Consider the following 23,548-nt stretch of genomic DNA (forward strand, 5'->3'; position numbering starts at 1 on the left):
CGTCACTCGCTGGTCAGAGCGCCCCGCCCGTGGTGCGGTTCTTGTCCACCAGCGGATCATCCAGGGCGTCCGTGGCCGCACCGGTCTGTCCGGGCCGTGACCCGGTGCCGACCGGGTCGACGTCGTCCACGGGCAGGAGGGTGTCCCTGGTGCTCGGAGACAGCTCGCTCTCCTCGCTCGTGTACACCTCGGGCACTGCGCCGTCGACGGGGGTGATCGTGACGTCGTTCTCCACGGCGTCCGCGTCGCCGTGCTTCTTGCCGGCAGCGACCCCTACGGCTGCCGCTGCAGCGGCCAGGCCGACTCCGGCTGCGACCTTGCCGGAGATCCCGGCCTTGCCGCCGTCACCACGGGAAGCCGCAGCCGCCTCGACACCGGGCTCGCCCGTGTCGATGCCGGTACCTACGGTTCCGCGCCATGCACCGGTGGCGTACCCCTCGTCCTCGATGAAGGCCTTGAACCGCTTGAGGTCCGCCTCGGCCTGGTTCTCGACGACATTGAGCTTGTCGCCGATCTTCTCGACCAGGCCCTCGGGCTCGTACTCGAGGGCGAGGTGGACCTGCGTCTGTCCGCCTCCGACGTCCTCGAAGGAGACCGAACCGGCATTCGTCGCGCCCTCGGTCGCAGCCCACGACACCTTCGTGTCGGGCACCTGCTCGAGAATCGTCGCGTCCCACTGGCGACGGACGCCGCCTATCTCCACGATCCAGTTCAGGCGCTCGTCATCGAGCTGCGTGACGGACTTGACCCCACCCATGAAGTGCGGGAATTCTTCGAACTGGGTCCACTGGTTGTACGCGATGCTGATCGGGACGTTGACCAGGATGCTCTTCTCGACCTTCGTGCTCATGGAGTCTCCTTCGGTTAGGACGGACTGCGTCTAGCGATGCGAGTAACAACTGAAACAATTCATCAGCCTGCTTAGTATAGCGCGGCCTCCGTGTTCTGCATCCGAGGAGCGCTCTCGGGTGTTACGCCGCGCCGTCGCCCAGCCGGTACACGGACACGTGACTGCCCGACTCCGCGGTGAAACCGCTCCGGTCCCAGTCCGCCCACCGCGACTCGAGGCGGAATCCGGCGATCCTCGCCATGAGGTCGAGCTCGGCGGGCCAGATGTATCGGTGCGGGGTGCGGCCGAGGTGCGCGTCCCGCGAACCGGTCACCTTCGGGTCGAACCGCACGTGATGCGAGACGACGTGCTGGTGCAGCATGTCGTAGGTGTCCACCAGGAGGTACCCCGGTTCGCCCACCTCCACGGTCCCGGCATGCCCGGGTGGCAACGAGCGCAGCTGCGGCACCCAGAGTTCGACGACGAAGCACCCGCCGGGCGCAAGGTGGCGGGCCGCGTTCTCGAAGCAGCGCACTTGTTCGTCCTGCGTCAGGAGATTGGCGATGGTGTTGAAAACGAGGAACGCGAGCGAGAACCCTGTCCCCGCCGTCGCCTCCGTCATGTCGCCACGGACCACCGGGATGCGCTCCTCGCCCGTCTTCTCCCGAAGGCGCGCGATCATCGCGCGGGACACCTCGATCCCGGCGACGTCGACCCCCGCATCGGCGAGAGGGATGGCCACGCGGCCCGTGCCCACGGCGAACTCCACCGCCCGCCCTCCGGCAGCTAGGTCCGCCAGCACCCGAACCGTGGGGCCGAGGACCTGTGGAGCGAACATGCCTTCGCCTGGCGTGTCGTACTGCCGGGCCACCTCGTCGTCCCAGAGCTTCTGCTGATCGACCATACCGTCGCCGCCGGGATGCTCAGCTGACCGCCTTCGCCACCAGGCGGCGCAACTCCTCCTCCACCGCGCCGTTCCACGCGGTGATGGAGAAGGCATTGGGCCAGAACACGCCGTCGTCCAGGTTCGCGGCGTCGTTGAAGCCGGTCGTCGAGTAGTGCGAGTCGAACTTCGCCGCAGCCTGGAAGAACGTCACCACCTTTCCGTCGCGCGCATAGGCCGGCATGCCGTACCAGGTCTTGGGCTCGAGGTCCGGGGCGACGGCGGAAACCAGTGCATGGTAGTTCTCCGCGATCTCGCGGTCGGGCTGTGGCATCTCGGCGATCTTTTCCTGGATCGCCTTCTCCCCCGCGGCCCGGCTCTTGCCGCGCTTCGCCTCGGCACGCATCTCCGCCGACCGCTCCTTCATGGCCGCGCGCTCCTGCTCGGTGAATCCCTCAGTCGTGTCGGTCTGACGTGCCATGATCTGCCTCCCTCGATGTGGTCCGCGGGTCGATGCCCGGCGGTGCTCCCACCCTAGGGACGACGCCGCGGCATGGGTAGGGCCGGCGGTACCCGAACGGGGCACGAGTAGCGCCGTCGGTAGCATCCGGAGCGCCCCCTGGCGACACGGTCGGAAATCCTTTCGCATCACCGCCCCCCGACGGCCGATACACAGTAGGCTTACGATGCCGGGCGCAATGCGCAGGCGATGCTTCACCAGAAGCCGCCCCATCGTCCCGGCAGGTCTCACCATACTCAGCGGACTACCCGCGCCACCGTCGGCAGCCGACGATTCTCGGCGCGCCGATGCACCGCACACCTGAAGGGGAACATCCATGACCACCGCCAACACGCCCCACGCGGGCGCACGCACCAATGTCCAGAAAGCAGCCCTCGCCGTCGGCGCGGTCTTCCTGCTCGTCGGGATCCTCGGCTTCATCCCCGGCATCACCTCCGACTACGACACGATGATGTTCGCCGGCCACGAGTCGGAAGCGAAGCTCCTCGGCCTGTTCCAGGTCTCGATCCTGCACAACATCGTCCACCTGCTCTTCGGTGCAGCCGGCATCGCCATGGCCCGCACCATCAGCGGCGCCCGCTCCTACCTCCTGTACGGCGGCATCATCTACCTCGTCCTCTGGGTCTACGGCCTGGTCATCGGCGAGGACTCCGCAGCCAACTTCGTGCCCCTCAACGGTGCGGACAACTGGCTGCACTTCCTCCTGGGCGTCGGCATGATCGCCCTGGCGCTGCTGCTGACCCGCAACACCACCCGCAAGACCACACACGCATAACCCTTCCGCCGGAACTCCGGCAGGAATCCCGCCGCACTTCGGCGGGCAGCACCCGAAGAAGGCCCCTGGTTCGCGCCCGGGGCCTTCTTCGCGTCCGCAGCGTGTCGTCGAATTAGGACACGTGGACATGACGTTATTTCTTGCACTGCTGGTAAGGAGAACCTAACCTAAGAGCGTGTCCCTGCAACCCGCCCCCGCGCCAGCCCTCTCCGTCGCGGACCTCGGCGTCTCCTACGGCAGCCGACAGGTGGTCGGGTCCGTCTCCTTCAGGCTCACGCCGGGCACGGTCACAGCCCTCATCGGCCCCAACGGCAGCGGCAAGTCCACGCTGCTCCGCACCATCGCGCGACTGCACGCCCCGGACTCCGGAACGGTGATGCTCGACGACGGTGCCGACGTCCTCGCGCTCTCCCCCCGCGAGTTCGCCCGCACCATCACCCTGCTGGCCCAGAGCCGCCCTGTGCCCGGCGGCCTGACCGTCCGCGAGGTCGTCGGCTTCGGCCGCCACCCCCACCGCAGCCGCTGGACCGGGCAGGACGCCCAGGGCACCGCCGCGGTGGACAGGGCCCTCGAGCTCACCCGCACCGCCGAATTCGCCGACCGCCCCGTCGCGGCGCTCTCGGGCGGGCAGATCCAGCGCGTCTGGCTGGCCAGCTGCCTCGCCCAGGACACCGGCGTGCTGCTCCTCGATGAGCCCACCACCTATCTCGACCTGCGCTATCAGGTGGAGATCCTCGACGTCGTCCGCGACCTCGCCACCGACCACGGCGTGGCCGTCGGTGTCGTCCTGCACGACCTCGACCAGGCCGCTGCCATCGCCGACCACGTGGTGCTGCTCGAGAACGGCGCCGTTCTGGCCCAGGGCGCGGCCGTGGACGTCCTCACCGCCGAGAACCTGTCCCGCGCCTACGGCGTGCGCGTCGACGTCACCGTCTCGGGCGGCGCCGTCACCACCCGCGCCGTCGGGCGCCACAACGCGGCCCCTCTGATGTCGCGCGCGCCCGCCGCCTCCTGATCCCCCTCGCGCACCCCGCGCTCCGAAGAGAAATGAACACGATGACACAACCGAAGATCCTCGCTGCCCTCGCAGCGGTCGCCCTGCTCTCCCTGACCGCGTGCGGCACCACGGAGGAGGCCGGCGGCAGCACGCCCACCGAGGCCGCCACCGGCGAGAGCATCACCGTCACGGACGCCCGTGGCAAGGAGATCACGCTGGACGGCCCCGCCGAGCGCGTCGTCGCCACGGAGTGGAACGCCGTCGAGAACCTCGTCTCGCTCGGCGTCATGCCGGTCGGGGCTGCGGACGTGGAGGGCTACGCCCAGTGGGTCAGCGCCGAGCCGCTCGACGGATCCATCACGGACGTCGGAGTGCGCGGCGAGCCCAGCATCGACACCCTCGTGTCCCTCACCCCCGACGTCGTCATCGTCACCGACCAGCTCGCCGAGGGCGCCATCGAGCAGATCGAGAGGACCGTGCCCGTCGTCGTCGTCCCCGGCGGCGACGCCACCGACAACATCGGCCAGATGTTCGAGAACCTCGAGCTGATCGCCACGGTCACCGGCACCGAGGACCAGGCCGCCGAGCTGAAGTCCGGGCTCGAGGCGAAGATCACCGAAGGCAGAACAGCCATCGAGGAGGCCGGCGGCGCAGGCACGCCCGTGGCCTTCTCCGACGCATACGTCGACGCCGGCAGCGTCTCGATCCGCCCCTTCACCGAAGCCTCGCTCGTCGGCAGCGTCTTCGCCCGGCTCGGCCTGGCCAGCGCCTGGACCGTGGAGGGCGACCCCGCCTACGGCCTCGCCCAGACCGACGTCGAAGGCCTCACCGCCCTGCCCGAGGACACCGACTTCTGGTACATCGCCAACGACGCCTTCGGTGACCCCTACCAGGAGCAGCTGAAGGACAACGCCGTGTGGACAGGCCTCCCGTTCGTCGAAGCCGGCCGCGTGACGCGCTTCCCGGACGCCCTGTGGACCTTCGGCGGACCCAGCTCCATGGGACAGTTCGTCGACGCGGCGGTCGACGCCGCCACCGCCCAGGCCGCGAAGTAGTGCCGTGCCGCCGGCAACGCTGACCAGGCCCGCTCCGCCTCCGGCCCGGGCCGGCACCCCGCGCCCCGGCATGCGCCTGGCCGTTGCCGGCGGTCTCCTCGCCGCCGCCACCCTGATTCTCGCCCTCGCGCACATCACGCAGGGCACCTCGAGCGTCGGTCCCGCCGACATCCTCGCCCTGCTCAGCGGGAACGACGACGGCACCACGACAGGTGCCGTCGTCGCCGCCAGCCGCATCCCCCGCCTGGCGGCCGGCCTGCTCGTGGGGGCCGCGCTCGGGGCGGCCGGCGCCGTCATGCAGTCCGTCGCGCGCAACGCCCTCGCCTCCCCAGACACCCTCGCGGTCAACGCCGGCGCCCACCTCACCGTGGTCGCCGTCGCGGCCCTCGGCCTGCAGGTGCCCCTGCTCGGATCGGTGGGCGTGGCGTTCCTCGGCGGGCTCGGCGCCGCGGCACTCGTCCTCGCACTCTCGGGCGCCGGACAGTCGTCGAGCGTGCGCCTGGTCCTCGCGGGGTCGGCCATCGCCCTCGCCTTCCACGCCCTGACCAGCACCCTCCTGCTGCTGTTCGCCCAGGAGACGCGCGGCCTCTTCGCCTGGGGCTCGGGCTCCCTCGGGCAGAGCGGGCTCGAGAAGTTCGCGCTGCTCGCACCCCTGGCCGGCGCGGCCCTGCTCGTGCTGCTCCTCAGGTCGCGCTCCCTGGACCTGCTGACGCTCGGCGACGACCAGGCCCGCGTGCTCGGCATCAACGTGCGCGGCACCCAGGTCCTCGCGATCGTCCTCGCCGTGCTGCTCTCCGCCGCAGCCGTGACCGTCGCCGGACCGATCGGCTTCGTGGGCCTCGCGGCGCCCGCCCTCGTGCGTCTCGCGGCACCGCGTGTCCCCGGCCTGCACCGGCACATCGCCCTGATCCCCGCCTCGGCGCTGACGGGTGTGTTCCTCGTGCTCGGCGCCGACGTGCTGCTGCGTGCCGTGGTGGGGGCCGAGAGCGCCGTGGAAGTGCCCACCGGCGTGGTGACCACCGTCTTCGGCGCCGTGTTCCTCGTGGCCCTCGCACACCGCATGCGCTCCGACGGACCCACGCGGGAGGCGCGGACCGTCTCCCTGCACACCGTCGGGGCCCGCAGCGCGGCGGTCCTCGTGGTGCTCACCGTGCTGCTCGTCGCGGTGACGATCGCCGGATTCCTGCTCGGAGACGCGAAGCTCCTCCTGGGCGACATCGCCAACTGGGTCTCCGGCCAGGCCGGACCGGTGGTGTCCAGCGTGATGGACACCCGGGCTCCGCGCGTAGGGGCGGCGCTGCTCGCGGGCGCCTCCCTCGCCCTGGCCGGAACCGCCATCCAGGCTGTGACCCGCAATCCCCTCGCCGAGCCGGCGATCATCGGCGTCTCGGGCGGAGCCGGCGTGGGCGCGATCCTCGTGATCACCCTCGTGCCGCTGGCCGGCTTCTGGACCATCAGTGCGGCAGCCGGCATCGGTGCCGCCGTCGTCGCCCTGATCGTGTTCGGGCTGTCCTTCCGCGGCGGCATGCAGACCGACCGCCTGGTGCTCATCGGCATCGGTGTCTCCGCGGCAGCGACGGCCGTGATCACGCTGCTGATCGTGCTCACCGACCCGTGGAACGAGGCGAAGGCGCTCACCTGGCTGTCCGGCTCCACCTACGGGCGGTCGGTGCAGCACCTCGTGCCCATGGCCGTGTCCCTGCTCATCGCCCTGCCCATCGCCGCGTCCCACCACCGCACACAGGATCTGCTGGCCCTCGATGAGGACACCCCGCGCCTGCTCGGCCTGCGGGTGCCGCAGGCACGCGTGCTCCTGCTGGCCGCGGCGGTGCTGCTGACGGCGTCGTCGGTGGCCGGGATCGGGGTGATCGGCTTCGTGGGCCTCGTGGCACCGCACGCGGCCCGGGCCCTCGTGGGCGCCTCGCACCGGCTGATCATCCCGACGGCGATGCTGCTCGGCGCGATCCTCGTCTGCCTCGGGGACCTCATCGGCCGGACTGCGATCGCCCCGGCCCAGCTGCCGGCGGGACTCCTGACCGCGCTGCTCGGAGCGCCCTACTTCATCCACCTGCTGTTCCGGAGCCGCCTCAGCCGCTGATGGGCGGCCGGGACCGCGGACGGAAGCTGTCCTGCGGCCCGCTGCGCGCGGACCGTGGCCGCGGCACAATCGACACATGACTCTCCGCTGGTACTCCACCGTCATCGAATCCTCCGACCATCGCGCCCTCGCGCACTGGTGGTCCGACTCCCTGGGCTGGGAGGTGATCTTCGAGGACGACGAAGAGGCCGCCGTCGTGCCGCCGTGGGCCCGCGAGCTGGAGCCGAGACTCTCCTTCGAGCAGGTCCCGCCGGGCCTCGTGTTCGTCGCTGTGGATCACGAGAAGCAGGGGAAGAACCGTCTTCACCTGGACTTCGCACCGCACAGCACGGACGACCGCGCCGCCGAGATCGAGCGCCTCGTCGCCCTCGGCGCACGCCGCGTCGACGTCGGGCAGGGGCCCGACGTCAGCTGGGAGGTGCTGGCGGACCCGGACGGCAACGAGTTCTGCATCCTTTCCGCCCGCGAGCACTAGGGCCCGACGGAGGAAGGACAGGAGCGACCGCCCCACCTGCGGTGGGACGGTCACTCCTGTTCTCGAGGTCGGGCCGAAGCCCGGCCGGGACGCCTACAGCTCGACGCGCTCCGTATCGATGACTTCCTTGCGCACCTGGCCGCTGACGACCTCGTCGTGGGTGCGGGCCTCGCGGCGTACGCGCACGCGCTCGATCGGCACCACGTCCACCTCCACGCGGGGCTTCTCCTCGTAGAGGACCACCTCGACGGTGTCGCCGTTGAAGGCCGTCTCGACGGCGGAGTACAGGCGCTCGCGCTCGGCCTCCGTGTAGGAGTTCTGGCCGTCGTCGTAGAACGGCACGCCGTCCTTGACGGGCACGCGCTCGACGACGAGCTCCTCGCGGCGGATCTGCACCGTCATGGTGACGTCCTCGGTGACCACGCGCTTCACGAGGCGGACGCGCTCGGTCTCGCGGATCTCCGTGCCCACGCGCAGCTGCTCCTCGGACCGCGTCATGGAGTAGTCGCCCTCGGGGCGGGAGACCTGCGTGCGGGCGCGGCCGGCGCGGGAGGTCTCGGAGGTGTCGGAGGTGTCGGACGTGTCCGCCACACCCGCGGCCGTCGGGTCGGCGGCGTCGTCCTTCTCGGCCATGAGGCCGTAGTACCGCAGCAGGTGCTGCTCCTCCTCGGGGCTGAGGTGGCCATCCAGGGACATCTTCGGGGAGTCGTACACCTTGGCATGCGTGTAGGGCAGGCGGACGTCGCGGCCCGTCAGCGTCGCCCCTCGCAACGGTGCGAAGGACTCGGGGTTGCCCATGGCGTGCGTGGCCACGGTGACCCAGCTGGGCTCCCCCGTGGCGTCGTCGACGTAGAGCTGGCCCATGGGGCCGAGAACCGCCCCGTCCTCGCTCAGCACGTTGGCGCCGGCGTTCATGGCGTCCTTCATCTGGTCAAGCGTGATCATGACGTCCCTTTCGAAGAGGTTGCTTTCGTTCACCGTAGGTCCCACCCGAGGCGATAGCAAGCATGCTTACTACTCGGGTGTCGACTTCATCTACCGGGAGCCCTCGGCGATCGGCCGTACCGGTCCTATTCTGGCTGCATGCATCTCCCGCGGAGACCCCTTCGGGCGGCGCGCGTCTCGGACGAATCGCACCGCGTCACCACCTTCGAGCTCTTCTTCGACCTCGTCTTCGTGTTCGCGTTCACGCAGGTCACCGGTTTCATGGCCCACGAGCACTCCTTCACCGGTGTGCTGCAGGGCATGATCGTCCTGGGCCTGCTCTGGTGGTCCTGGGTGTCCTACGCCTGGCTCGGCAACCAGACGCACGTGGACGAGGGCATCATGCGCCTCGGCCTGTCCGCCGTCATGGTGGCGATGTTCATCGCGTCCCTCGCCATCCCCGAGGCATTCACCGACCTCGAGGGCGGCCTCAGCGGGCCGCTCGTCCTCGCCCTCGCGTACTTCGTGGTGCGCCTGCTGCACCTCCTGCTCTACCTGTACGCGTCGGTCGACGACAAACCGCTCCAGCGGCAGGTGATCAGGACCTCCGTGGCGATGTTCTCGGGCTCTGCACTCATCACCGCCGGCGCGGTCATCGGCGGGCCGTCGCAGACCTGGTTCTGGCTCGCCGGACTCGCCCTCGACATCACGCTGACCTACCTCACCTCCTCGGGCGGCGACTGGCGCGTGCTCTCCGCGGCACACTGGACCGAGCGCCACGGCCTCGTGATCATCCTGGCGCTCGGGGAATCGATCGTCGCCATCGGGGTGGGCGCCTCACAGGAGCCCGTGAGCATCCCGATCCTCCTCGGCGCGCTGTTCGGGATCGCCCTGTCGGTGTGTCTGTGGTGGCTCCACTTCGATGTGACCGCGATTGCCGCCGAGCACCGCTTCGCAGCCCTGCAGGGCAACGCACGCACCTCGGCCGCGGTGGACGGCTACACGTACCTGCACCTGCCCCTGGTCGCCGGGATCATCCTGTCGGCGTTCGGCGTGGAGGACGTCCTGGCGTACATCGACAAGACGAAGGATTTCGGTGTGCTCGGTTCCTTCGCGCTCTTCGGCGGTGCCGCCCTGTTCCTGCTCGGCAGTTCCGCTTTCTGGCGCCGCATCGGCGGGTACTGGAAGAAGTGGCGGCTCGGCGGGGCGGCGGTGCTGATCCTGCTGATCCCCGTGGCCGCGCCCCTCGCACCGCTGGCGGCCCTCGCGCTCGCGGCCGCGATCGCCGCGGTACTCGTGGCGGTGGAGAGCCTCCTGTACGCCGAGACGCGGGCCTCCGTGCGCGAGGAGCACGCCAAGGGCCAGCACTGAGCGCACGTATCGAGCGACCGGCTCCAGGCGGCCCGGCGTGACGCGGGCGCCTGAACGGGCACCCGAACGGTCGCCCTAGGCGTCGTGCCGCAGGGCGTAGGCGGAACTGGGCAGGGAGTCGACGTTCCAGTCGGCGTGCGACGCCGGCTGGTCCGACGGCGCGTCGGTGCGGATGATCCGCAGCAGGTACCGCACCAGGAGGGTCGTGAGGACGATGGCCAGGAGGATCAGGAGAAGATTCATGCACCGATCCTGATCCTCCTGGGCCGTAAAAAAGAGTGGCAGGAACGACCCGCAACGCTCAGAAACTGCCATACTGCTTGCATGTTCTCCACGGTCGCCGTCATCGTCCTGCCGGACCTCGCCCTGTTCGAGTTCGGGGTGGTCTGCGAGGTGTTCGGCGTCGACCGCTCGGCGCTCGGCGTCGGCCTGCCCGCCTTCGGCCTCCGCATCTGCACGCCCGCCCCCGGCATGGTGCGGACGTCCTCGGGCGTGTCCCTGCAGGTCGACGAGGATCTCTCCGGAGTCGACGACGCGGACCTCGTGATCATGGCGCCCTTCTCGGCCGGGACCGACGTCCCCGCCGCCGTCCTGGAGGCCCTGCAGGCCGCGGACCGCCGGGGCGCGCGGATCTTCTCGGTCTGCTCGGGCGCCTTCGCGCTCGCGGAGGCCGGGCTGCTGGACGGCCGCTCCGCGACGACGCACTGGCGGTACACGAGCGCCCTCGCCGACACCTACCCGAAGATCCGCGTGGACGAGAACGTGCTCTACGTGGAGGACGGCAACATCCTCACGAGTGCCGGTACGGCCGCCGGGATCGACGCGAGCCTGCACCTCGTCCGCCAGGCATTCGGGCCGAAGGCCGCGACGGCGATCGCCCGCGGCATGGTGGTGCCCCCGCACCGGGACGGCGGTCAGGCACAGTTCATCGAGCGGCCCATCCCCACCGAGTGCGGTGCGTCGATGGAGGAACTGCTGGTGTGGCTCGCCGATCACCTGGATCAGGACATCACCGTGGCGACCCTCGCCCGGCGCCTGCACATGAGCGAACGCACCTTCGCCCGGCGGTTCCGCTCGGAGACGGGCACCACACCGGCCGCCTGGCTCACCGGGCAGCGCCTGCTGCGTGCGCAGTCGCTGCTGGAGGAGACGCGGCTGACCGTGGATGCCGTCGCCCGTGCGGCAGGGTTCGGGCAGGCGGTGCTGCTGCGCCACCACTTCCAGAAGGCCCTCGGCGTCAGTCCGGCCGCATACCGACGCACGTTCCGGGGATCCGACAAGGGCTGCGACCTCGACCTGCACGAGCTTGAGGAACAGTTCGGCGGACGCGCGCTCAGCCGGTGAGCGCACGGATGACGAAGAACACCACCGGGAGGTAGAGCACCCCGGCGATGGTCTGCAGCGTGATGGTCGAGGCCATGAGCTGCGCGTCCCCGCCGAGGGCCCGCGCCATGACGTACGCCGAGGACGCCGTGGGCAGGGACAGGAACAGGATCACCGTGGCGGCCGGCTCCCCCGTGAGGCCCAGCAACAGGCACCCGGCGATACCGAGACCGGGCAGCACCGCGAACTTCACCGCGGTGGCCAGGACGACGGCGCCCGGGTTCCGGCCGATACTCCGAAGGTCCAGGGCCGCGCCCACGCAGAGAAGCCCCAGCGGCAGCGACGCGCTGCCGAGCGCCCGCACGAACTCGGCGACGCCCGGCGGCAGTCCGACACCCGACACGTTCAGCAGGATCCCGACGACGCAGCCGACGATCAGCGGGTTGGTGGCGATGCTCCGGACCGTGCCGGCGAGCGTCAGCCGCTCCGCCCCGTAGCGCGCGAATCCGAGCGTGCACAGGACGTTGACGAGCGGCACGAGGACGGTGTTCGCGATGGCGGCGAGCGCGACGCCGCCGGGTCCGAAGAGCGCGAGGGCGATCGAGAGGCCGAGGTAGTTGTTGAACCGGATGCTGCCCTGCAGCACGGAGGTGAACGCGGGCCCGTCGAGGTCCAGCCATCGCTGCGCGACCACGAGCCCGAGCGCCGTCACGACGACCGGCCCGGCGAGGATCGGCGCCATCAGGGCGATCGGCAGACCCGCGAGATCCGCCGTCGCGGTGCCGCTGATGAACAGCGCGGGCAGCAGGACGAAGTAGCAGAGCCTCTCCGCGGGCGGCCAGAAGGCCGGCGCCAGGAACCTGCGCGCCCGGAGGGCGTAGCCGAGCGCGATCAGCCCGATGACCGGGCCGAGCACCACGAGGGTCTGCAGGATCACGCGGCCCCACCCCCGGGAAGGACCGGGCCGGTCACCAGCCCTGGGCCGTGAGCCAGTCGGCGGCGAGCCGGGTCCACTGCTGGGCGGCGCCGGCGCCCTCGGCCAGCCCGAGGCCGTGCTCGCCCTCGGCGAACACGTGCAGGGCGTGCGGGACGAAGTGCGCGGCGAGCGCCTGCCCCAGCAGGTACGTGTGCTCCACGGGCACGGCGTCGTCCTCGGCGGTGTGCCAGATGAAGAACGGCGGGGCGTCGGCCGTCACGAGGCGGTCCAGGGAGGTGGCGGCGCGGAGCTCCCCGCCGGCGCCGGGCCCGAGCAGTTCGTCCTGCGAGCCGCGGTGCGTCGCGAGCTCCATCGACACCACGGGGTAGCAGAGGACGGCGGCGTCGACGCCCTCCACGGCGTCCGCCGACGCCGTCAGCGCCGCGTGACCGGCGAGGTGCCCGCCCGCGGAGAACCCGAGGAGGGCCAGCCGCTCGACGCCGGCGGCGCGGACGCGGCGGATCTCCTCACGGACGGCGTCGAGCGGGCCGGGGTGCCGGGTCTGCACCGGGTAGTAGAAGACACCGGCCGAGAGGCCGAGCGAGCGCAGTCGCTCAGCGATGACCTCGCTCTCGGTGTCGGACAGCATGCCGTAGCCGCCTCCGGGCAGGACGATGACGTGTGAGGACTCCATCCCTCCACCGTACTGGGCGGCACGCGCGGAACCACGCCCACCACGAGCACCCGATCGCGCACGTCTGGTCGGTGCGGATCAGCCGGGGCTGCGCACGCCGGCCGCCTGACGAAGAAAGCCCCTGGCCGAAGGGCCAGGGGCTTTTCGTAGAGCGGTCCGGACGTCGTGTCAGCCCTCGCACTCGGTGCAGTACTTGTCGCCGTTCTTCTCGCGCGCAAGCTGGCTGCGGTGGTGGACCAGGAAGCAGGACATGCAGGTGAACTCGTCCTCCTGCTGCGGGATGACCTGGATGAGGAGTTCCTCGTGGGAGAGGTCGGCCCCGGGGAGGTCGATCCCTTCGGCGGTCTCGCCGTCCTCGACATCGATCAACGCGGTCTGCGTGGTCGCGCTGCGCTGTGCCTGGATAGCCTCGAGGGACTCGTTGGCTGGCTGGTCTTCCGGACGGACGCGTGGTTCGTCGTAGTCGGTTGCCATGGGGGTAGATCTCCTTCTGTGGGCGGGAATACGCCCAGATGCCACTCTCAACCTCGGGGGAGGCGGAAGTATTCCATATACCGGGAGCAATATACCGGCTGGAACTGGAACTTTTCTCCACGCCCCGCTCGCCCGCCGATCCGCGCCCCGATGTGACGGACCGGGGCCGCGCGTGCTACACGCACCGGCCGGGCGCCGCCGTCGTAGGGTTGGTTCCGATCCCCTCCCCCGACGGCCCAGGAGCTTCCATGGCATTGGCAATCGACCTCAGCGGCAGGACGGCGCTCGTCACCGGGTCCACGCAGGGCATCGGGATGGCCATCGCGGCGGGTCTCGCGTCCGCGGGTGCCCGCGTGGGGGTGAACGGCCGCAGCAACCGCGGGGTCGTCCGTGCCATGGAGACCATCCGCCAGGACGTGCCCGACGCCGACCTCGTGGCCGTCGCGGCCGACGTCACCGCGGACCACGGCGTCGCCACGGCGCTCGGCATCCTGCCCGCCGTGGACATCCTCATCAACAACCTCGGGATCTTCGGTGCGCAGCCGGCGCTGGAGATCGACGACGCCGAGTGGCGCCGCTACTTCGAGGTCAACGTCCTCACTGCCATCCGCCTCACCCGCTCCTACCTGCCCGGCATGATCGATACCGGCTGGGGCCGCGTCCAGTACATCGCGAGCGATTCCGCGGTCGCCATCCCCGCCGAGATGATCCACTACGGCGTGTCCAAGACGGCACTGCTGGGGGTCTCGCGCGGATTCGCGAAGGAGGCCGGCGGCACGGGCGTGACGGTGAACTCGATCATCGCGGGCCCCACCCACACCGGCGGGGTCGAGGACTTCGTCTACCAGCTCGTGGACAAGGACCTCGAGTGGGAGGACGCGCAACGGCAGTTCATGAAGGACCACAGACCACAGTCACTGCTGCAGCGCCTGATCGAGCCGCGCGAGATCGCGAACATGGTCACCTACCTCGCCTCCCCGCTCGCCTCGGCCACCACCGGCGCGGCGGTCCGCGTGGACGGCGGCTACGTGGACGCCATCCTCCCGTGAGCCGCACCGCGGTCCTCACCCCGAACGGCGCGCTCGAGCCCGGTCCGCTGGCGGCGATCCTCGCGAACCATGCCATCCCCGGCTGCGAGATCGCCGGCTCGGGTGTGTCCGGCCGCACGCACACGCGCCTGCTTCCGACGCCTGGAGGCCCGCGCCGCGTCACCGTCACCGTCCGGTCCGACGACGTCGAGCTCACCGCGGACACGGACGACGACGGTGAGTTCGCGTACCTCGTGCGCACCACGCGGACGTGGCTGGACCTCGACACGGACGTCGCCGCCGTCGCCCGCGCGTTCGACGGCGACCCCCTCCTCGGCCCGCTCGTCCGCCGCCGCCCGGGCCTCCGTGCGGTCGGTTATCCGGAGGCCTTCGAGGCCGCGATCATGACGGTCCTCGGGCAGCAGGTGTCGGTGGCCGCGGGCGGCACGTTCGGCGGACGGCTCGTCGCCGCCTACGGGACGCCGACCGACGCCGGCCTCACATTGTTCCCCACACCGCAGGCCATCGCCGCAGCTCCGCACGAGGAGTTGCGGGCCGCCGTCGGCGTGACCCGGACGCGGGCCGCGACGGTGCAGCACGTGGCGCGCGCCGTCGCCCGCGGCCTGACGCTCGACCCTGCGGGTGACCACGCGATGCTGCGGAAGGACCTGCTCGCCATCCCGGGGATCGGCCCGTGGTCCGCCGACTACCTGGCCGTGCGTGTCCTGCGGGACCCCGACGCGTTCACACCCGGCGATCTCGTGGCACGCCGCGCCATGGGCGGCCCGACCATCCGGGACGCCGAGCGGCTGTCGGAGGCCTGGCGCCCCTACCGCGCCTACGCGCTGTTCCACCTCTGGACCGCGGCCACGTACAGCGGGACCTAGGCGGCAGCCCGCCGGTGGCTGCGCAGCGCGATCTCCAGCTCGAAGCGCACCTTCGGATCCTTCAGGGCGTCGCCGAACAACTCGCGCAACTGCAGCACGCGGTAGCCGACGGTCTGCGGATGGATGCCGAGCTCCTCGGCGATGGGCGCCCGCTGGCCCCAGTGCCGCAGCCAGGCCAGCAGGGTCTCCTCGAGCTTCTTCCGCTGGCCGTCCGGCAGCCCTGCCAGCGGTGCGAGCCGCCGCCGGGCCAGTTCTTCGACGGCCGAGGGCTCGGCGGCCAGGACCACCTCCGTCAGGTGCTCGTCCGCCCAGACCGGCGGATCGTCGTCACCCTCGCGCGGCGGCACCATGGACGCCGCCAGGACCGCCAGGCGCAGCGACTCCGCGACCTGGTCGAGAGTGCCTGCAGGACCGATCGCCGCGCTCCTGCCGGCGAGGACCCGGTGCAGTTCAGCACGCGACGCCGGCCCCCGCTCGGGCACCAGTGCGACGGCGTCGGTCTCCCGTTCGACGACGATCGCCCCGGGCGCGAGCCGCTGCCGGAGCCCCTGGGCCCGCTCCAGCGGAAGCGTCACGACGGCGAGCTGCGCGGGCACGGCCCAGTCGGCGAGCGATGCCGCCTGGCGCAGCGCCGTCTCGTCCGCCTGGCCGAGCAGCAGCAGTTCGAGCAGTTCGGCGCGCCGCCGGTCGACGGCACCCGCGCGTTCGGACTGCTCGAACGCATAGGCCTGGGCGCTCACGGCGGAGAGCTCGTCGATGTACGCCATGATCGATTCGCCGAGGTCCACCACGACGGCGGAGCCGAGGCCCTCCTCCATGGAGCGTCGCGACATCTCACGGAAGGTCACGCGTGCCCCCATCCGGTAGGCGCCGAGCAACGAATCCATACTGCGTCCGTGCTGGAATTCGCCGCGGCCGAGGCCCGCCACGAGTTGGCGGCTCTGGTCGGACAGGGCGGGCAGCCTCGTGCCCGGCAATTCGAGGAACCGGTCCAGGGCCACGGCCACGCCGAGGCGCAGTCCGCGGCCGAAGCCGCCCTCGATCGGCCGGGCATAGGCCGGGACCAGCTGGGGGACGGCCTGGATGATCGCCTCGACCAGATCGGCGGTGAGGGGCCTCAGGCGGTCGCTCACCTCCGGCGGAAGGGCCAGCCACGGTGGCTCCGGTGGAGTCACGGATACCTTGTCACGATCCACTCGAGCACCCCATCTATTTCGCCACGATAGTTCTTCTCCTCCAACTGTATGCCGAGAGAGAAGATTTCTAGCGGGAGAGGCTATATCGTAGATACAATGATCCGGCTCACCAAGCTGGCGCGTGCAGCTTCCGCGCTCATCACCCCCCTCACGCCGGAAGACTTCCTCGCGCTGTTCAATCCGGTGTACTCCTCTCGGCAGCTCCGCGGCATCGTCACGCGCGTGGTGCACGAGACGGAGGACTCGGCCACCATCTACTTCCGCCCCGGCCACGGTTGGCACGCACACGAAGCCGGCCAGTGGGCGCGCATCGGCGTGGAGCTCAACGGCGTGCGCCAGTGGCGCTCCTACTCGCTGAGCAACGCGGCCGGGCATGATCCCGCCATCACGGTGAAGGACGCCGGATCGGTGTCCCACGTGCTGGTGCGGGACACGAAGCCGGGCGACGTCCTCTTCCTGGCCACACCGCAGGGCGACTTCGTGCTGCCCGAACACCCGCGGTCACTGCTCATGCTCACGGCGGGAAGCGGGATCACCCCGGTCATGTCGATGATCCGCACGCTCGTCCCCCGCAGGCCGGACGCCGACGTGGTGCTCATCAACTCCAACAGCACACCCGAGAAGAGCCTGTTCCGCGAGGAACTGGACGAGCTCGCCGACCAGTTCCCCAACCTGACGGTCCGCCACTGGTTCACGGGCGTCCGCGGCAGGCTCGAGTTCACCGCGAAGACCATCGCGGACCTCTGCCCGGACTGGCGCTCACGGGCAGCCTACGCCTGCGGGCCGGAGGGCTTCCTCAATGCCGCCGAGGAGTTGTGGGAGCGCGAGGCGGCCCTGGAGACCGCACGCAGCGCGCCGGGCGTCACGGCGGGCGCCGAAGGGCAGGCCTCGAGCACGGGCACGCTGACCATCGAGCGGTTCAGCACGGACCTGACGGCCGGCGCCGGGCACGACGGCGGACTCGTCACCTTCGAACAGTCCGACCGGGAGGTGGAGGCCGACGGCGACACGCCTCTGCTCGACATCGGCGAGGACGCCGGTGTCCTCATGCCGAGCGGTTGCCGGATGGGCATCTGTCACAGCTGCCTGATCCCGCTGCGCGCCGGCCAGGTCCGCGACCTCCGCACCGGTGAACTGCACAACACCCCCGGCGAACTCATCCAGACCTGCGTCTCGGCTGCCGCCGGGCCCGTGAACCTCGACCTTTAATCCCCCACCAGAGGAGTCCCCATGACCGACACCCTGACCCGCCCCGGCGCCCTCGCGGCCTCGGGCCACCCCCTGGTCCGCCCCGACGCCGCGAAGCACCTGACGGACGAGCAGGTCGAGGAGCTGGGCCGCGAACTCGACGCCGTCCGCGACGACATCCTGGCCAAGCGCGGTGCTACCGACGCCGCATACATCCGCCGCGTCATCAAGCTGCAGCGTTCCCTCGAGTTCGCCGGGCGCGGCACCCTCCTGTTCAGCAAGTACAAGCCGGCCTGGTTCGCCGGCACGGCCATGCTGAGCCTCGCCAAGATCCTCGAGAACATGGAGATCGGGCACAACGTGCTGCACGGCCAGTGGGACTGGATGCGCGATCCGGACATCCACTCCACCACCTGGGAGTGGGACTTCGTCACCCCGGCGCGCTCCTGGCAGCACACGCACAACGACCTGCACCACCGCTGGACCAACGTCATCGGCAAGGACAGGGACATCGGATACAACCTGCTCCGCATGGACCCCGACCAGCCGTGGAGGCCGTTCAACCTCGGCAACCCCCTGTACAACGCCATCCTGGCGCCGGTCTTCGAGTGGGGCATCGCCCTGTACGACCTCGAGATCCCCGAGTACAAGGAGGGCCTCAAGTCCAAGGAGGCCATGAACCGCGACCTCAAGGCGGTGGGCGTCAAGGTGGTCAAGCAGTTCTCCAAGGACTACGCCGCCACGCCGGCCGTCGCGATGCTGACCGGTTCCGGCAAGCAGGCGCTGTACGGCACCCTTGCCGCCAACGCCATCCGCAACTTCTGGGCGCACGCCGTCATCTTCTGCGGCCACTTCCCCGACGGGACGGACACGTTCACGGAGGAGGAGGTCGACGGCGAGACGCGCGGTGACTGGTACGTCCGCCAGATGATCGGCTCGGCCAACATCTCCGGCTCGAAGCTCATGCACTTCCTCACAGGCAACCTGTCCCACCAGATCGAGCACCACTGCTTCCCGGACCTGCCGTCCAACCGCTACGCCGAGGTGGCGGTCAGGGTCCGCGAGATCTGCACCCGCTACAAGCTCCCCTACACCACGGGCCCCCTGCCCAAGCAGGTCGGCTCCACCTGGGCGAAGATCTTCAAGCTCGCCCTGCCGCCCCGCAAGGCGAAGACCGCGACGGCGTAGACCGCACAGGCACGAAGGCGCCGTCGTCCCTTTCGGGGACGGCGGCGCCTTCGTGTGTCCGTCAGGCGACGGCGTCCTGCTCGGCGAGGATGGCGTCCACCTGCCCCAGGGCGCCCTTCAGCCCCTCCTCCATGCCCATCCCGACCATCTGGTCGAGTTGCTCGAGGGACTCGAAGCCCGTCACCAGGGTCATGCGGGTACGGCCACCGAGGTCCTCGAGCGTGACGACGGCGTGCGTCCGGCCGAGCTCGTCCATCGGCTCACGGTTCTCGTCCGCGAAGCCGTCGTCGAACGAGAGGCGCGTGGGGGCGTCGATGCCGGTGATGACCCACCAGCCGTGCGCCTTCTCGCCGTCGGGCCCGGTCATGTAGTACTCCGCGCGCCCGCCGACCGTGAAGTCGTAGGTGTCGAACGTCGCGGGCCAGGTGGGCGGGCCCCACCACCGCTCGAGCTGGCGGGGATCCTCCCAGATCCGCCAGACCCGCTTCACGTCGGCGTCGAACTCGGCGACGATCCGGAAGTTGAGCTCCTGTGTGTCCTTGTCTGCGCTGATGACCGCCATGATGCTGCCTTCCTAGTTCCGATCCTCGTCTTCGGCGAGGATGTCCTCGATCCGGTCGACCCGCTGCCGCCAGATCCTCTCGTAGTCGTCGAGCAGGCGGCGGGCCCTCTGCACGCCGTCGACCTCTCCGCGCACGATCTGCTCCCGTCCGCGCTTCTCCTTGGTGACGAGTGATGCCCGCTCGAGCACTGCCACGTGTTTCTGCACGGCGGCGAAGCTCATGGCGTACTGCTCGGCGAGTCGGGATACCGAAGAATCGGCGACCAGGACGCGCGCCACGATGTCCCTCCGTGTCGCGTCGGCGAGCGCCTGGAACAGGCGGCTCACCTCGTCCTCGTGCAACTTATCTACAACCATGTGGTTGTACGTTACGCCGGACGCAGGGAACCGTCAATGCCTCGGGGCATCCTCCGCGTCGGGACCGCAGGAACGACCGGGCACGGTGTCCACAGGTGGTCGTTGCTGCCGTCGCGACGCCGCGGCCGGGCAGAAGGTGAGCGTGACACCCGTTATGGCGGCCCTCCCGGGAGCCTGCAAGACTGGGCCCATGACCCGCGGAATCTATGTGAGCGCCATGACCAACGGCTCCGGCAAGGCCCTGATCTCCCTGGGCCTCGCCGACATGCTGCACCGGCACGCCGACCGCGTGGGCTTCTTCCGGCCCATCGTCGAGGGCAGCGACCCCGCCGAGGACCCGATGGTGGGCCTCATGCAGCGCGCCTTCAACCTCCCCGCGAGCCGCGCCCGCGGCGGCCTGACCCGGGCGGAGGCGCGCGCCCTGCTCGTGGCCGGCGACCGCGCCGAGATCGACGCGCGCTGCGTCGCGATCTACAGCGAGATCGCGGCGGAGTGCGACGTCGTCATCGTGGAGGGCACGGACCTCTCGGGCAACGACGCCGCGGTCGAGTTCGACCTCAACGCACGCCTCGCCAACAACCTCGGCGCCATGGTGCTCGCGGTCGTCAGCGCCAAGGACATGTCCGTGGACGAGGCCGCCGACGCCGTCGACGTGGCCCGCCGTGAACTCGACGCCGCCAAGGTGTCCCTCCTCGCGATGATGGTCAACCGTGCGGCGGACGACGCCGTCGCAGCCATCAGCGAGCACGTGCGGCCCGGGAAGTCCGGGCGTCCCGTCTACGTGATCCCGGAGCTCGCCGAGATCTCGCAGCCCACCGTCGCCGAGGTGTCCGTCGCGCTCGGTGCACGGCAGATCGCGGGCAACTCCAACCTCGAACGCGACGTCACGAGCATCCGCGTGGCCGCCATGAACGTGGGCAACTTCCTGCACCTGCTGAAGGACGGCGCCCTCGTGATCGTGCCCGGCGACCGCGCCGATGTGCACGTGGCGACCCTCGCGTCGTCGTTCTCCCCGGAGTTCCCCGTGCCGTCCGGCATGATGCTGACGGGCGGGCTCGCCCCCGAACCCAGCATCCTCGCCCTCCTCGCCCAGGCACCGTTCCCCGTCTTCGCGCTCGACGACGACACCTACACCGCGGCACGCCGCGTCAGCGAGGTGCGGGGGGAGATCGCGAGCGGACTGCGCCGCAAGGCCGCCGCAGCCCTCGGCGCCTGGTCGCGGCAGGTGGACGAGAACGAACTGCTCGAGCGCCTCGAACTCCCCCGCCCCGTCAGCATGACCCCGCTGCGCTTCCTCCACGAGCTCATCCAGCGGGCACGGGCCGAGCGCCGGCACATCGTGCTCCCGGAGGGCGAGGACGTCCGCGTGCTGAAGGCCGCCGAGATCCTGCACCGCCGGGACGTCTGCGACCTCACGATCCTCGGCCCCGAGGCGAAGGTGCGGGAACTCGCTACCGGGCAGGGCATCGACCTCACCGGGATCACGCTGATCGATCCGGCCACCTCCGAGCTGCGCGACGAGTTCGCGGCCGAGTACGCCCGCCTCCGCGCGCACAAGAACGTCTCCATCGACCAGGCCGGCGAACGCATGCTCGAAGGGGCATACTTCGGGACCATGATGGTGCAGCTCGGGAGGGTGGACGGCATGGTCTCGGGGGCCGCCCACACCACGGCCAACACCATCCGTCCCGCGCTCGAATTCGTGAAGACGAAGGACGGCGCGAAGATCGTCTCCTCCGTGTTCCTCATGCTCCTCCAGGACCGCGTGCTCGTGTACGGGGACTGCGCCGTCAACCCGGACCCCGACGACGAGCAGCTGGCGGACATCGCCGTGGCCTCGGCGGAGACCGCGGCCCAGTTCGGCGTGGAACCGCGCATCGCCATGCTCTCCTACTCCACGGGCGAGTCGGGCACCGGCGGTGCCGTGGACGAGGTGCGCCGCGCCACGGAGATCGTCCGGCGGCAGCGGCCGGACCTCGCCGTGGAAGGACCCATCCAGTACGACGCCGCCGTCGACGCCTCGGTCGCGGCCTCCAAACTCCCCGGCTCGACGGTGGCCGGGCAGGCGACGGTGTTCATCTTCCCGGACCTCAACACGGGCAACAACACCTACAAGGCCGTGCAGCAGTCGGCCGGTGCGGTCGCCGTCGGACCCGTGCTCCAGGGCCTCCGCAAGCCGGTCAACGACCTCTCGCGCGGCTGCACCGTCGAGGACATCGTCAATACGGTCGCCATCACCGCCGTCCAGGCCCAACAGCCCACCTCCTGACCACCTCCTGACCACCTCCTGACCGTCTCCCGCCTTCTCCCCGACAGGACCCCATGATCATCCTCGTCATCAATTCCGGCTCATCCTCGCTCAAGTACCAGGTCCGCGAGGGCGACGACGTCCTGGCGGAGGGGCTGGTGGAACGCATCGGCGAGGCCGAGGTACCCGACCATGCGGCAGCCCTGGACCGCGTGGACGGCGAGGTCGCGGCGGCGCTCGGAGACCGCACGATCGACGCCGTCGGGCACCGCGTGGTGCACGGCGGGGAACGCTTCAGCGAGCCCATGCTGATCGACAACGAGATCACCCGGGCCATCGAGCGCCTCAACCCGCTCGCACCCCTGCACAACCCCGCTGCCGTCACCGGCATCCGGGCCATCACCGAGAAGTGGCCGAGCATGCCGCAGGTGGCCGTGTTCGACACGGCGTTCCACCGGACCCTGCCCGAGCACGCCTGGCGGTACGCGGTCCCCGACGAGCTCTACCGGCGGTTCGGTATCCGCCGGTACGGCTTCCACGGCACGTCGCACGCCTACGTGGCGCGCGGCGCCGCGGGACTGCTCGGCGAGGACACCTTCACCGGGGTGATCGCGCACCTCGGCAACGGCGCCTCGGTCACGGCCGTGCGCGACGGCGAGAGCATCGACACGTCCATGGGCTTCACGCCCCTCGAAGGACTGGTCATGGGTACCCGGTCGGGCGACATCGACCCGTCGATCCTCCTGTTCCTGCTCCGCGAGGGCTACTCGGAGCAGGACCTAGACACACTCCTCAACCGCAACAGCGGGCTCAAGGGCCTCGCCGGCACGAACGACATGCGCTCGGTGACCGAGGCCGCGGACGGCGGCGACCAGCGTGCGGGACTCGCCCTCGAGGTGGCCTCCTACCGCCTCGCGAAGTACGTGGGCGGATACCACGTGGCGGTCGGCGGGGCACGCGCGCTCGTCTTCACCGCGGGTATCGGCGAGAACTCGGCCACCTTCCGCAGCGCCGTCGTCTCGAAGCTCGGCGCCCTCGGCCTCGAACTCGACGAGGAGAAGAACGGCGAACGCAGCAAGGAGGCACGCTCCATCAGCACCGGGGCGTCGGCCTTCCCGGTCCTCGTGGTGCCCACCGACGAGGAGGCGGCGATCGCGGAGGCGACGGCCGCCGTCGTCGACGCCTCGTAGCGCACCGCTCGGGCAGACTGGAGCCATGACGATCCTCCGCATCGCCCTCCTGTTCGTGCTGGCCGCCGTCGCGGAGATCGGCGGGGCGTGGCTCATCTGGCAGGCCGTCCGCGAGGGGAGGCCCTGGTGGTGGGCGGGGCTGGGCATCATGGCGCTCGGCGCGTACGGGTTCGTGGCGACGCTGCAGCCGGACGCGCACTTCGGGCGGATCCTCGCCGCCTACGGCGGGATCTTCGTGGCGGGGTCGCTGGCCTGGGGGGTCCTCGTGGACGGATTCCGGCCCGACCGCTGGGACGTGATCGGTTCGGCGGTCTGCCTGGTCGGCGTCGCGCTCATCATGTTCGTGCCGCGTCCGACGGCCTGAGCCGCT

General features: G+C 70.4%; 25 protein-coding genes. 14 read left to right on the forward strand and 11 right to left on the reverse strand.

Going from position 1 to position 23,548, the window contains the following annotated elements:
* Positions 1–13: 13 nt before the first annotated feature.
* The 3 genes from AC4D2C_RS01765 to AC4D2C_RS01775 form a co-directional block, all read right to left on the reverse strand.
* On the reverse strand, positions 14–850 hold the full coding sequence (locus AC4D2C_RS01765) for an SRPBCC family protein (protein WP_490911941.1): 837 nt from the start codon (positions 848–850) through the stop codon (positions 14–16).
* Positions 851–971: 121 nt separating this feature from the next.
* Positions 972–1,733, reverse strand: a complete 762-nt coding sequence (locus AC4D2C_RS01770; RefSeq protein ID WP_490911942.1) for a class I SAM-dependent methyltransferase — start codon at positions 1,731–1,733, stop codon at positions 972–974.
* A gap of 19 nt (positions 1,734–1,752) precedes the next feature.
* Entirely contained in the window at positions 1,753–2,193 is a 441-nt protein-coding gene (locus tag AC4D2C_RS01775; RefSeq protein ID WP_490911944.1) for an iron chaperone, read from the reverse strand.
* A 355-nt stretch (positions 2,194–2,548) separates the two neighbouring features.
* On the opposite strand from AC4D2C_RS01775, the gene AC4D2C_RS01780 reads away from it, so the two are divergent.
* The 5 genes from AC4D2C_RS01780 to AC4D2C_RS01800 all read left to right on the forward strand — a co-directional run bounded on the left by AC4D2C_RS01780 (position 2,549) and on the right by AC4D2C_RS01800 (position 7,632).
* The gene (locus tag AC4D2C_RS01780; RefSeq protein ID WP_490904861.1) at positions 2,549–3,007 is read left to right on the forward strand and encodes a DUF4383 domain-containing protein; all 459 of its coding nucleotides are present in this window, start codon (positions 2,549–2,551) and stop codon (positions 3,005–3,007) included.
* A gap of 175 nt (positions 3,008–3,182) precedes the next feature.
* On the forward strand, positions 3,183–4,022 hold the full coding sequence (locus AC4D2C_RS01785) for an ABC transporter ATP-binding protein (protein ID WP_490911946.1): 840 nt from the start codon (positions 3,183–3,185) through the stop codon (positions 4,020–4,022).
* A gap of 41 nt (positions 4,023–4,063) precedes the next feature.
* On the forward strand, positions 4,064–5,059 hold the full coding sequence (locus AC4D2C_RS01790; protein WP_490911948.1) for an ABC transporter substrate-binding protein: 996 nt from the start codon (positions 4,064–4,066) through the stop codon (positions 5,057–5,059).
* 4 nt (positions 5,060–5,063) lie between these two features.
* A complete protein-coding gene (locus tag AC4D2C_RS01795; RefSeq protein ID WP_490911950.1) occupies positions 5,064–7,157 on the forward strand; it encodes an iron ABC transporter permease in 2,094 nt (697 codons plus the stop codon).
* A gap of 76 nt (positions 7,158–7,233) precedes the next feature.
* Positions 7,234–7,632: a VOC family protein gene (locus tag AC4D2C_RS01800; RefSeq protein ID WP_490911952.1), complete on the forward strand. Its 399-nt coding sequence runs from the start codon at positions 7,234–7,236 to the stop codon at positions 7,630–7,632.
* 93 nt (positions 7,633–7,725) lie between these two features.
* Here the strand turns inward: AC4D2C_RS01800 and AC4D2C_RS01805 are convergent, their stop codons facing one another.
* Positions 7,726–8,577, reverse strand: coding sequence for a YsnF/AvaK domain-containing protein (locus tag AC4D2C_RS01805; RefSeq protein WP_490911954.1), 852 nt, complete (start codon positions 8,575–8,577; stop codon positions 7,726–7,728).
* 138 nt (positions 8,578–8,715) lie between these two features.
* Here AC4D2C_RS01805 and AC4D2C_RS01810 point away from each other — a divergent pair, with 138 nt between their 5' ends.
* On the forward strand, positions 8,716–9,927 hold the full coding sequence (locus AC4D2C_RS01810; protein ID WP_490911955.1) for a low temperature requirement protein A: 1,212 nt from the start codon (positions 8,716–8,718) through the stop codon (positions 9,925–9,927).
* Between the two features lie 75 nt (positions 9,928–10,002).
* Here the strand turns inward: AC4D2C_RS01810 and AC4D2C_RS01815 are convergent, their stop codons facing one another.
* On the reverse strand, positions 10,003–10,170 hold the full coding sequence (locus tag AC4D2C_RS01815; protein WP_490911956.1) for a hypothetical protein: 168 nt from the start codon (positions 10,168–10,170) through the stop codon (positions 10,003–10,005).
* A gap of 81 nt (positions 10,171–10,251) precedes the next feature.
* On the opposite strand from AC4D2C_RS01815, the gene AC4D2C_RS01820 reads away from it, so the two are divergent.
* Positions 10,252–11,271: a GlxA family transcriptional regulator gene (locus AC4D2C_RS01820; protein ID WP_490911958.1), complete on the forward strand. Its 1,020-nt coding sequence runs from the start codon at positions 10,252–10,254 to the stop codon at positions 11,269–11,271.
* On the opposite strand, the gene AC4D2C_RS01825 is transcribed toward AC4D2C_RS01820, so the two are convergent.
* From AC4D2C_RS01825 to AC4D2C_RS01835, 3 genes are all read right to left on the reverse strand, one after another.
* Positions 11,261–12,187: an AEC family transporter gene (locus tag AC4D2C_RS01825; protein WP_490911960.1), complete on the reverse strand. Its 927-nt coding sequence runs from the start codon at positions 12,185–12,187 to the stop codon at positions 11,261–11,263. The two genes, AC4D2C_RS01820 and AC4D2C_RS01825, sit on opposite strands and share 11 nt — an antisense overlap.
* 31 nt (positions 12,188–12,218) lie before the next feature.
* Positions 12,219–12,860 (reverse strand): alpha/beta hydrolase, encoded by a 642-nt coding sequence (locus AC4D2C_RS01830; protein WP_490911962.1) that lies wholly within the window; start codon positions 12,858–12,860, stop codon positions 12,219–12,221.
* 168 nt (positions 12,861–13,028) lie between these two features.
* Positions 13,029–13,334 (reverse strand): DUF4193 domain-containing protein, encoded by a 306-nt coding sequence (locus tag AC4D2C_RS01835; RefSeq protein WP_104048589.1) that lies wholly within the window; start codon positions 13,332–13,334, stop codon positions 13,029–13,031.
* A 254-nt stretch (positions 13,335–13,588) separates the two neighbouring features.
* On the opposite strand from AC4D2C_RS01835, the gene AC4D2C_RS01840 reads away from it, so the two are divergent.
* Positions 13,589–14,383: an SDR family NAD(P)-dependent oxidoreductase gene (locus tag AC4D2C_RS01840; protein ID WP_490913004.1), complete on the forward strand. Its 795-nt coding sequence runs from the start codon at positions 13,589–13,591 to the stop codon at positions 14,381–14,383.
* Positions 14,380–15,249, forward strand: a complete 870-nt coding sequence (locus tag AC4D2C_RS01845; protein WP_490911963.1) for a DNA-3-methyladenine glycosylase family protein — start codon at positions 14,380–14,382, stop codon at positions 15,247–15,249. The genes AC4D2C_RS01840 and AC4D2C_RS01845 overlap by 4 nt, the downstream gene beginning before the upstream one ends.
* On the opposite strand, the gene AC4D2C_RS01850 is transcribed toward AC4D2C_RS01845, so the two are convergent.
* The gene (locus tag AC4D2C_RS01850) at positions 15,246–16,424 is read right to left on the reverse strand and encodes a PucR family transcriptional regulator (protein WP_490911965.1); all 1,179 of its coding nucleotides are present in this window, start codon (positions 16,422–16,424) and stop codon (positions 15,246–15,248) included. The two genes, AC4D2C_RS01845 and AC4D2C_RS01850, sit on opposite strands and share 4 nt — an antisense overlap.
* Before the next feature lie 117 nt (positions 16,425–16,541).
* Here AC4D2C_RS01850 and AC4D2C_RS01855 point away from each other — a divergent pair, with 117 nt between their 5' ends.
* Both AC4D2C_RS01855 and AC4D2C_RS01860 read left to right on the forward strand, forming a co-directional pair.
* Positions 16,542–17,654 carry a ferredoxin reductase gene (locus AC4D2C_RS01855; protein WP_490911967.1) on the forward strand — a complete coding sequence of 371 codons (1,113 nt, stop codon included), beginning with the start codon at positions 16,542–16,544 and terminating at the stop codon, positions 17,652–17,654.
* A 21-nt stretch (positions 17,655–17,675) separates the two neighbouring features.
* A complete protein-coding gene (locus tag AC4D2C_RS01860; protein ID WP_490911969.1) occupies positions 17,676–18,821 on the forward strand; it encodes a fatty acid desaturase family protein in 1,146 nt (381 codons plus the stop codon).
* A 61-nt stretch (positions 18,822–18,882) separates the two neighbouring features.
* Here the strand turns inward: AC4D2C_RS01860 and AC4D2C_RS01865 are convergent, their stop codons facing one another.
* Both AC4D2C_RS01865 and AC4D2C_RS01870 read right to left on the reverse strand, forming a co-directional pair.
* Positions 18,883–19,383: an SRPBCC family protein gene (locus AC4D2C_RS01865; RefSeq protein ID WP_490911971.1), complete on the reverse strand. Its 501-nt coding sequence runs from the start codon at positions 19,381–19,383 to the stop codon at positions 18,883–18,885.
* Positions 19,384–19,395: 12 nt separating this feature from the next.
* The gene (locus AC4D2C_RS01870; protein WP_490911973.1) at positions 19,396–19,740 is read right to left on the reverse strand and encodes an ArsR/SmtB family transcription factor; all 345 of its coding nucleotides are present in this window, start codon (positions 19,738–19,740) and stop codon (positions 19,396–19,398) included.
* 190 nt (positions 19,741–19,930) lie between these two features.
* Here AC4D2C_RS01870 and pta point away from each other — a divergent pair, with 190 nt between their 5' ends.
* From pta to AC4D2C_RS01885, 3 genes are read left to right on the forward strand one after another with little or no spacing between them, the layout of a single operon-like run.
* Positions 19,931–22,009, forward strand: a complete 2,079-nt coding sequence (gene pta, locus AC4D2C_RS01875; protein WP_490911976.1) for a phosphate acetyltransferase — start codon at positions 19,931–19,933, stop codon at positions 22,007–22,009.
* Positions 22,010–22,062: 53 nt separating this feature from the next.
* The gene (locus tag AC4D2C_RS01880; RefSeq protein ID WP_490911978.1) at positions 22,063–23,178 is read left to right on the forward strand and encodes an acetate/propionate family kinase; all 1,116 of its coding nucleotides are present in this window, start codon (positions 22,063–22,065) and stop codon (positions 23,176–23,178) included.
* 25 nt (positions 23,179–23,203) lie between these two features.
* Entirely contained in the window at positions 23,204–23,542 is a 339-nt protein-coding gene (locus AC4D2C_RS01885; protein ID WP_490904902.1) for a YnfA family protein, read from the forward strand.
* Positions 23,543–23,548 lie beyond the last annotated feature (6 nt).

It is taken from the genome of Arthrobacter sp. TJ-240 (genome assembly GCF_058269195.1).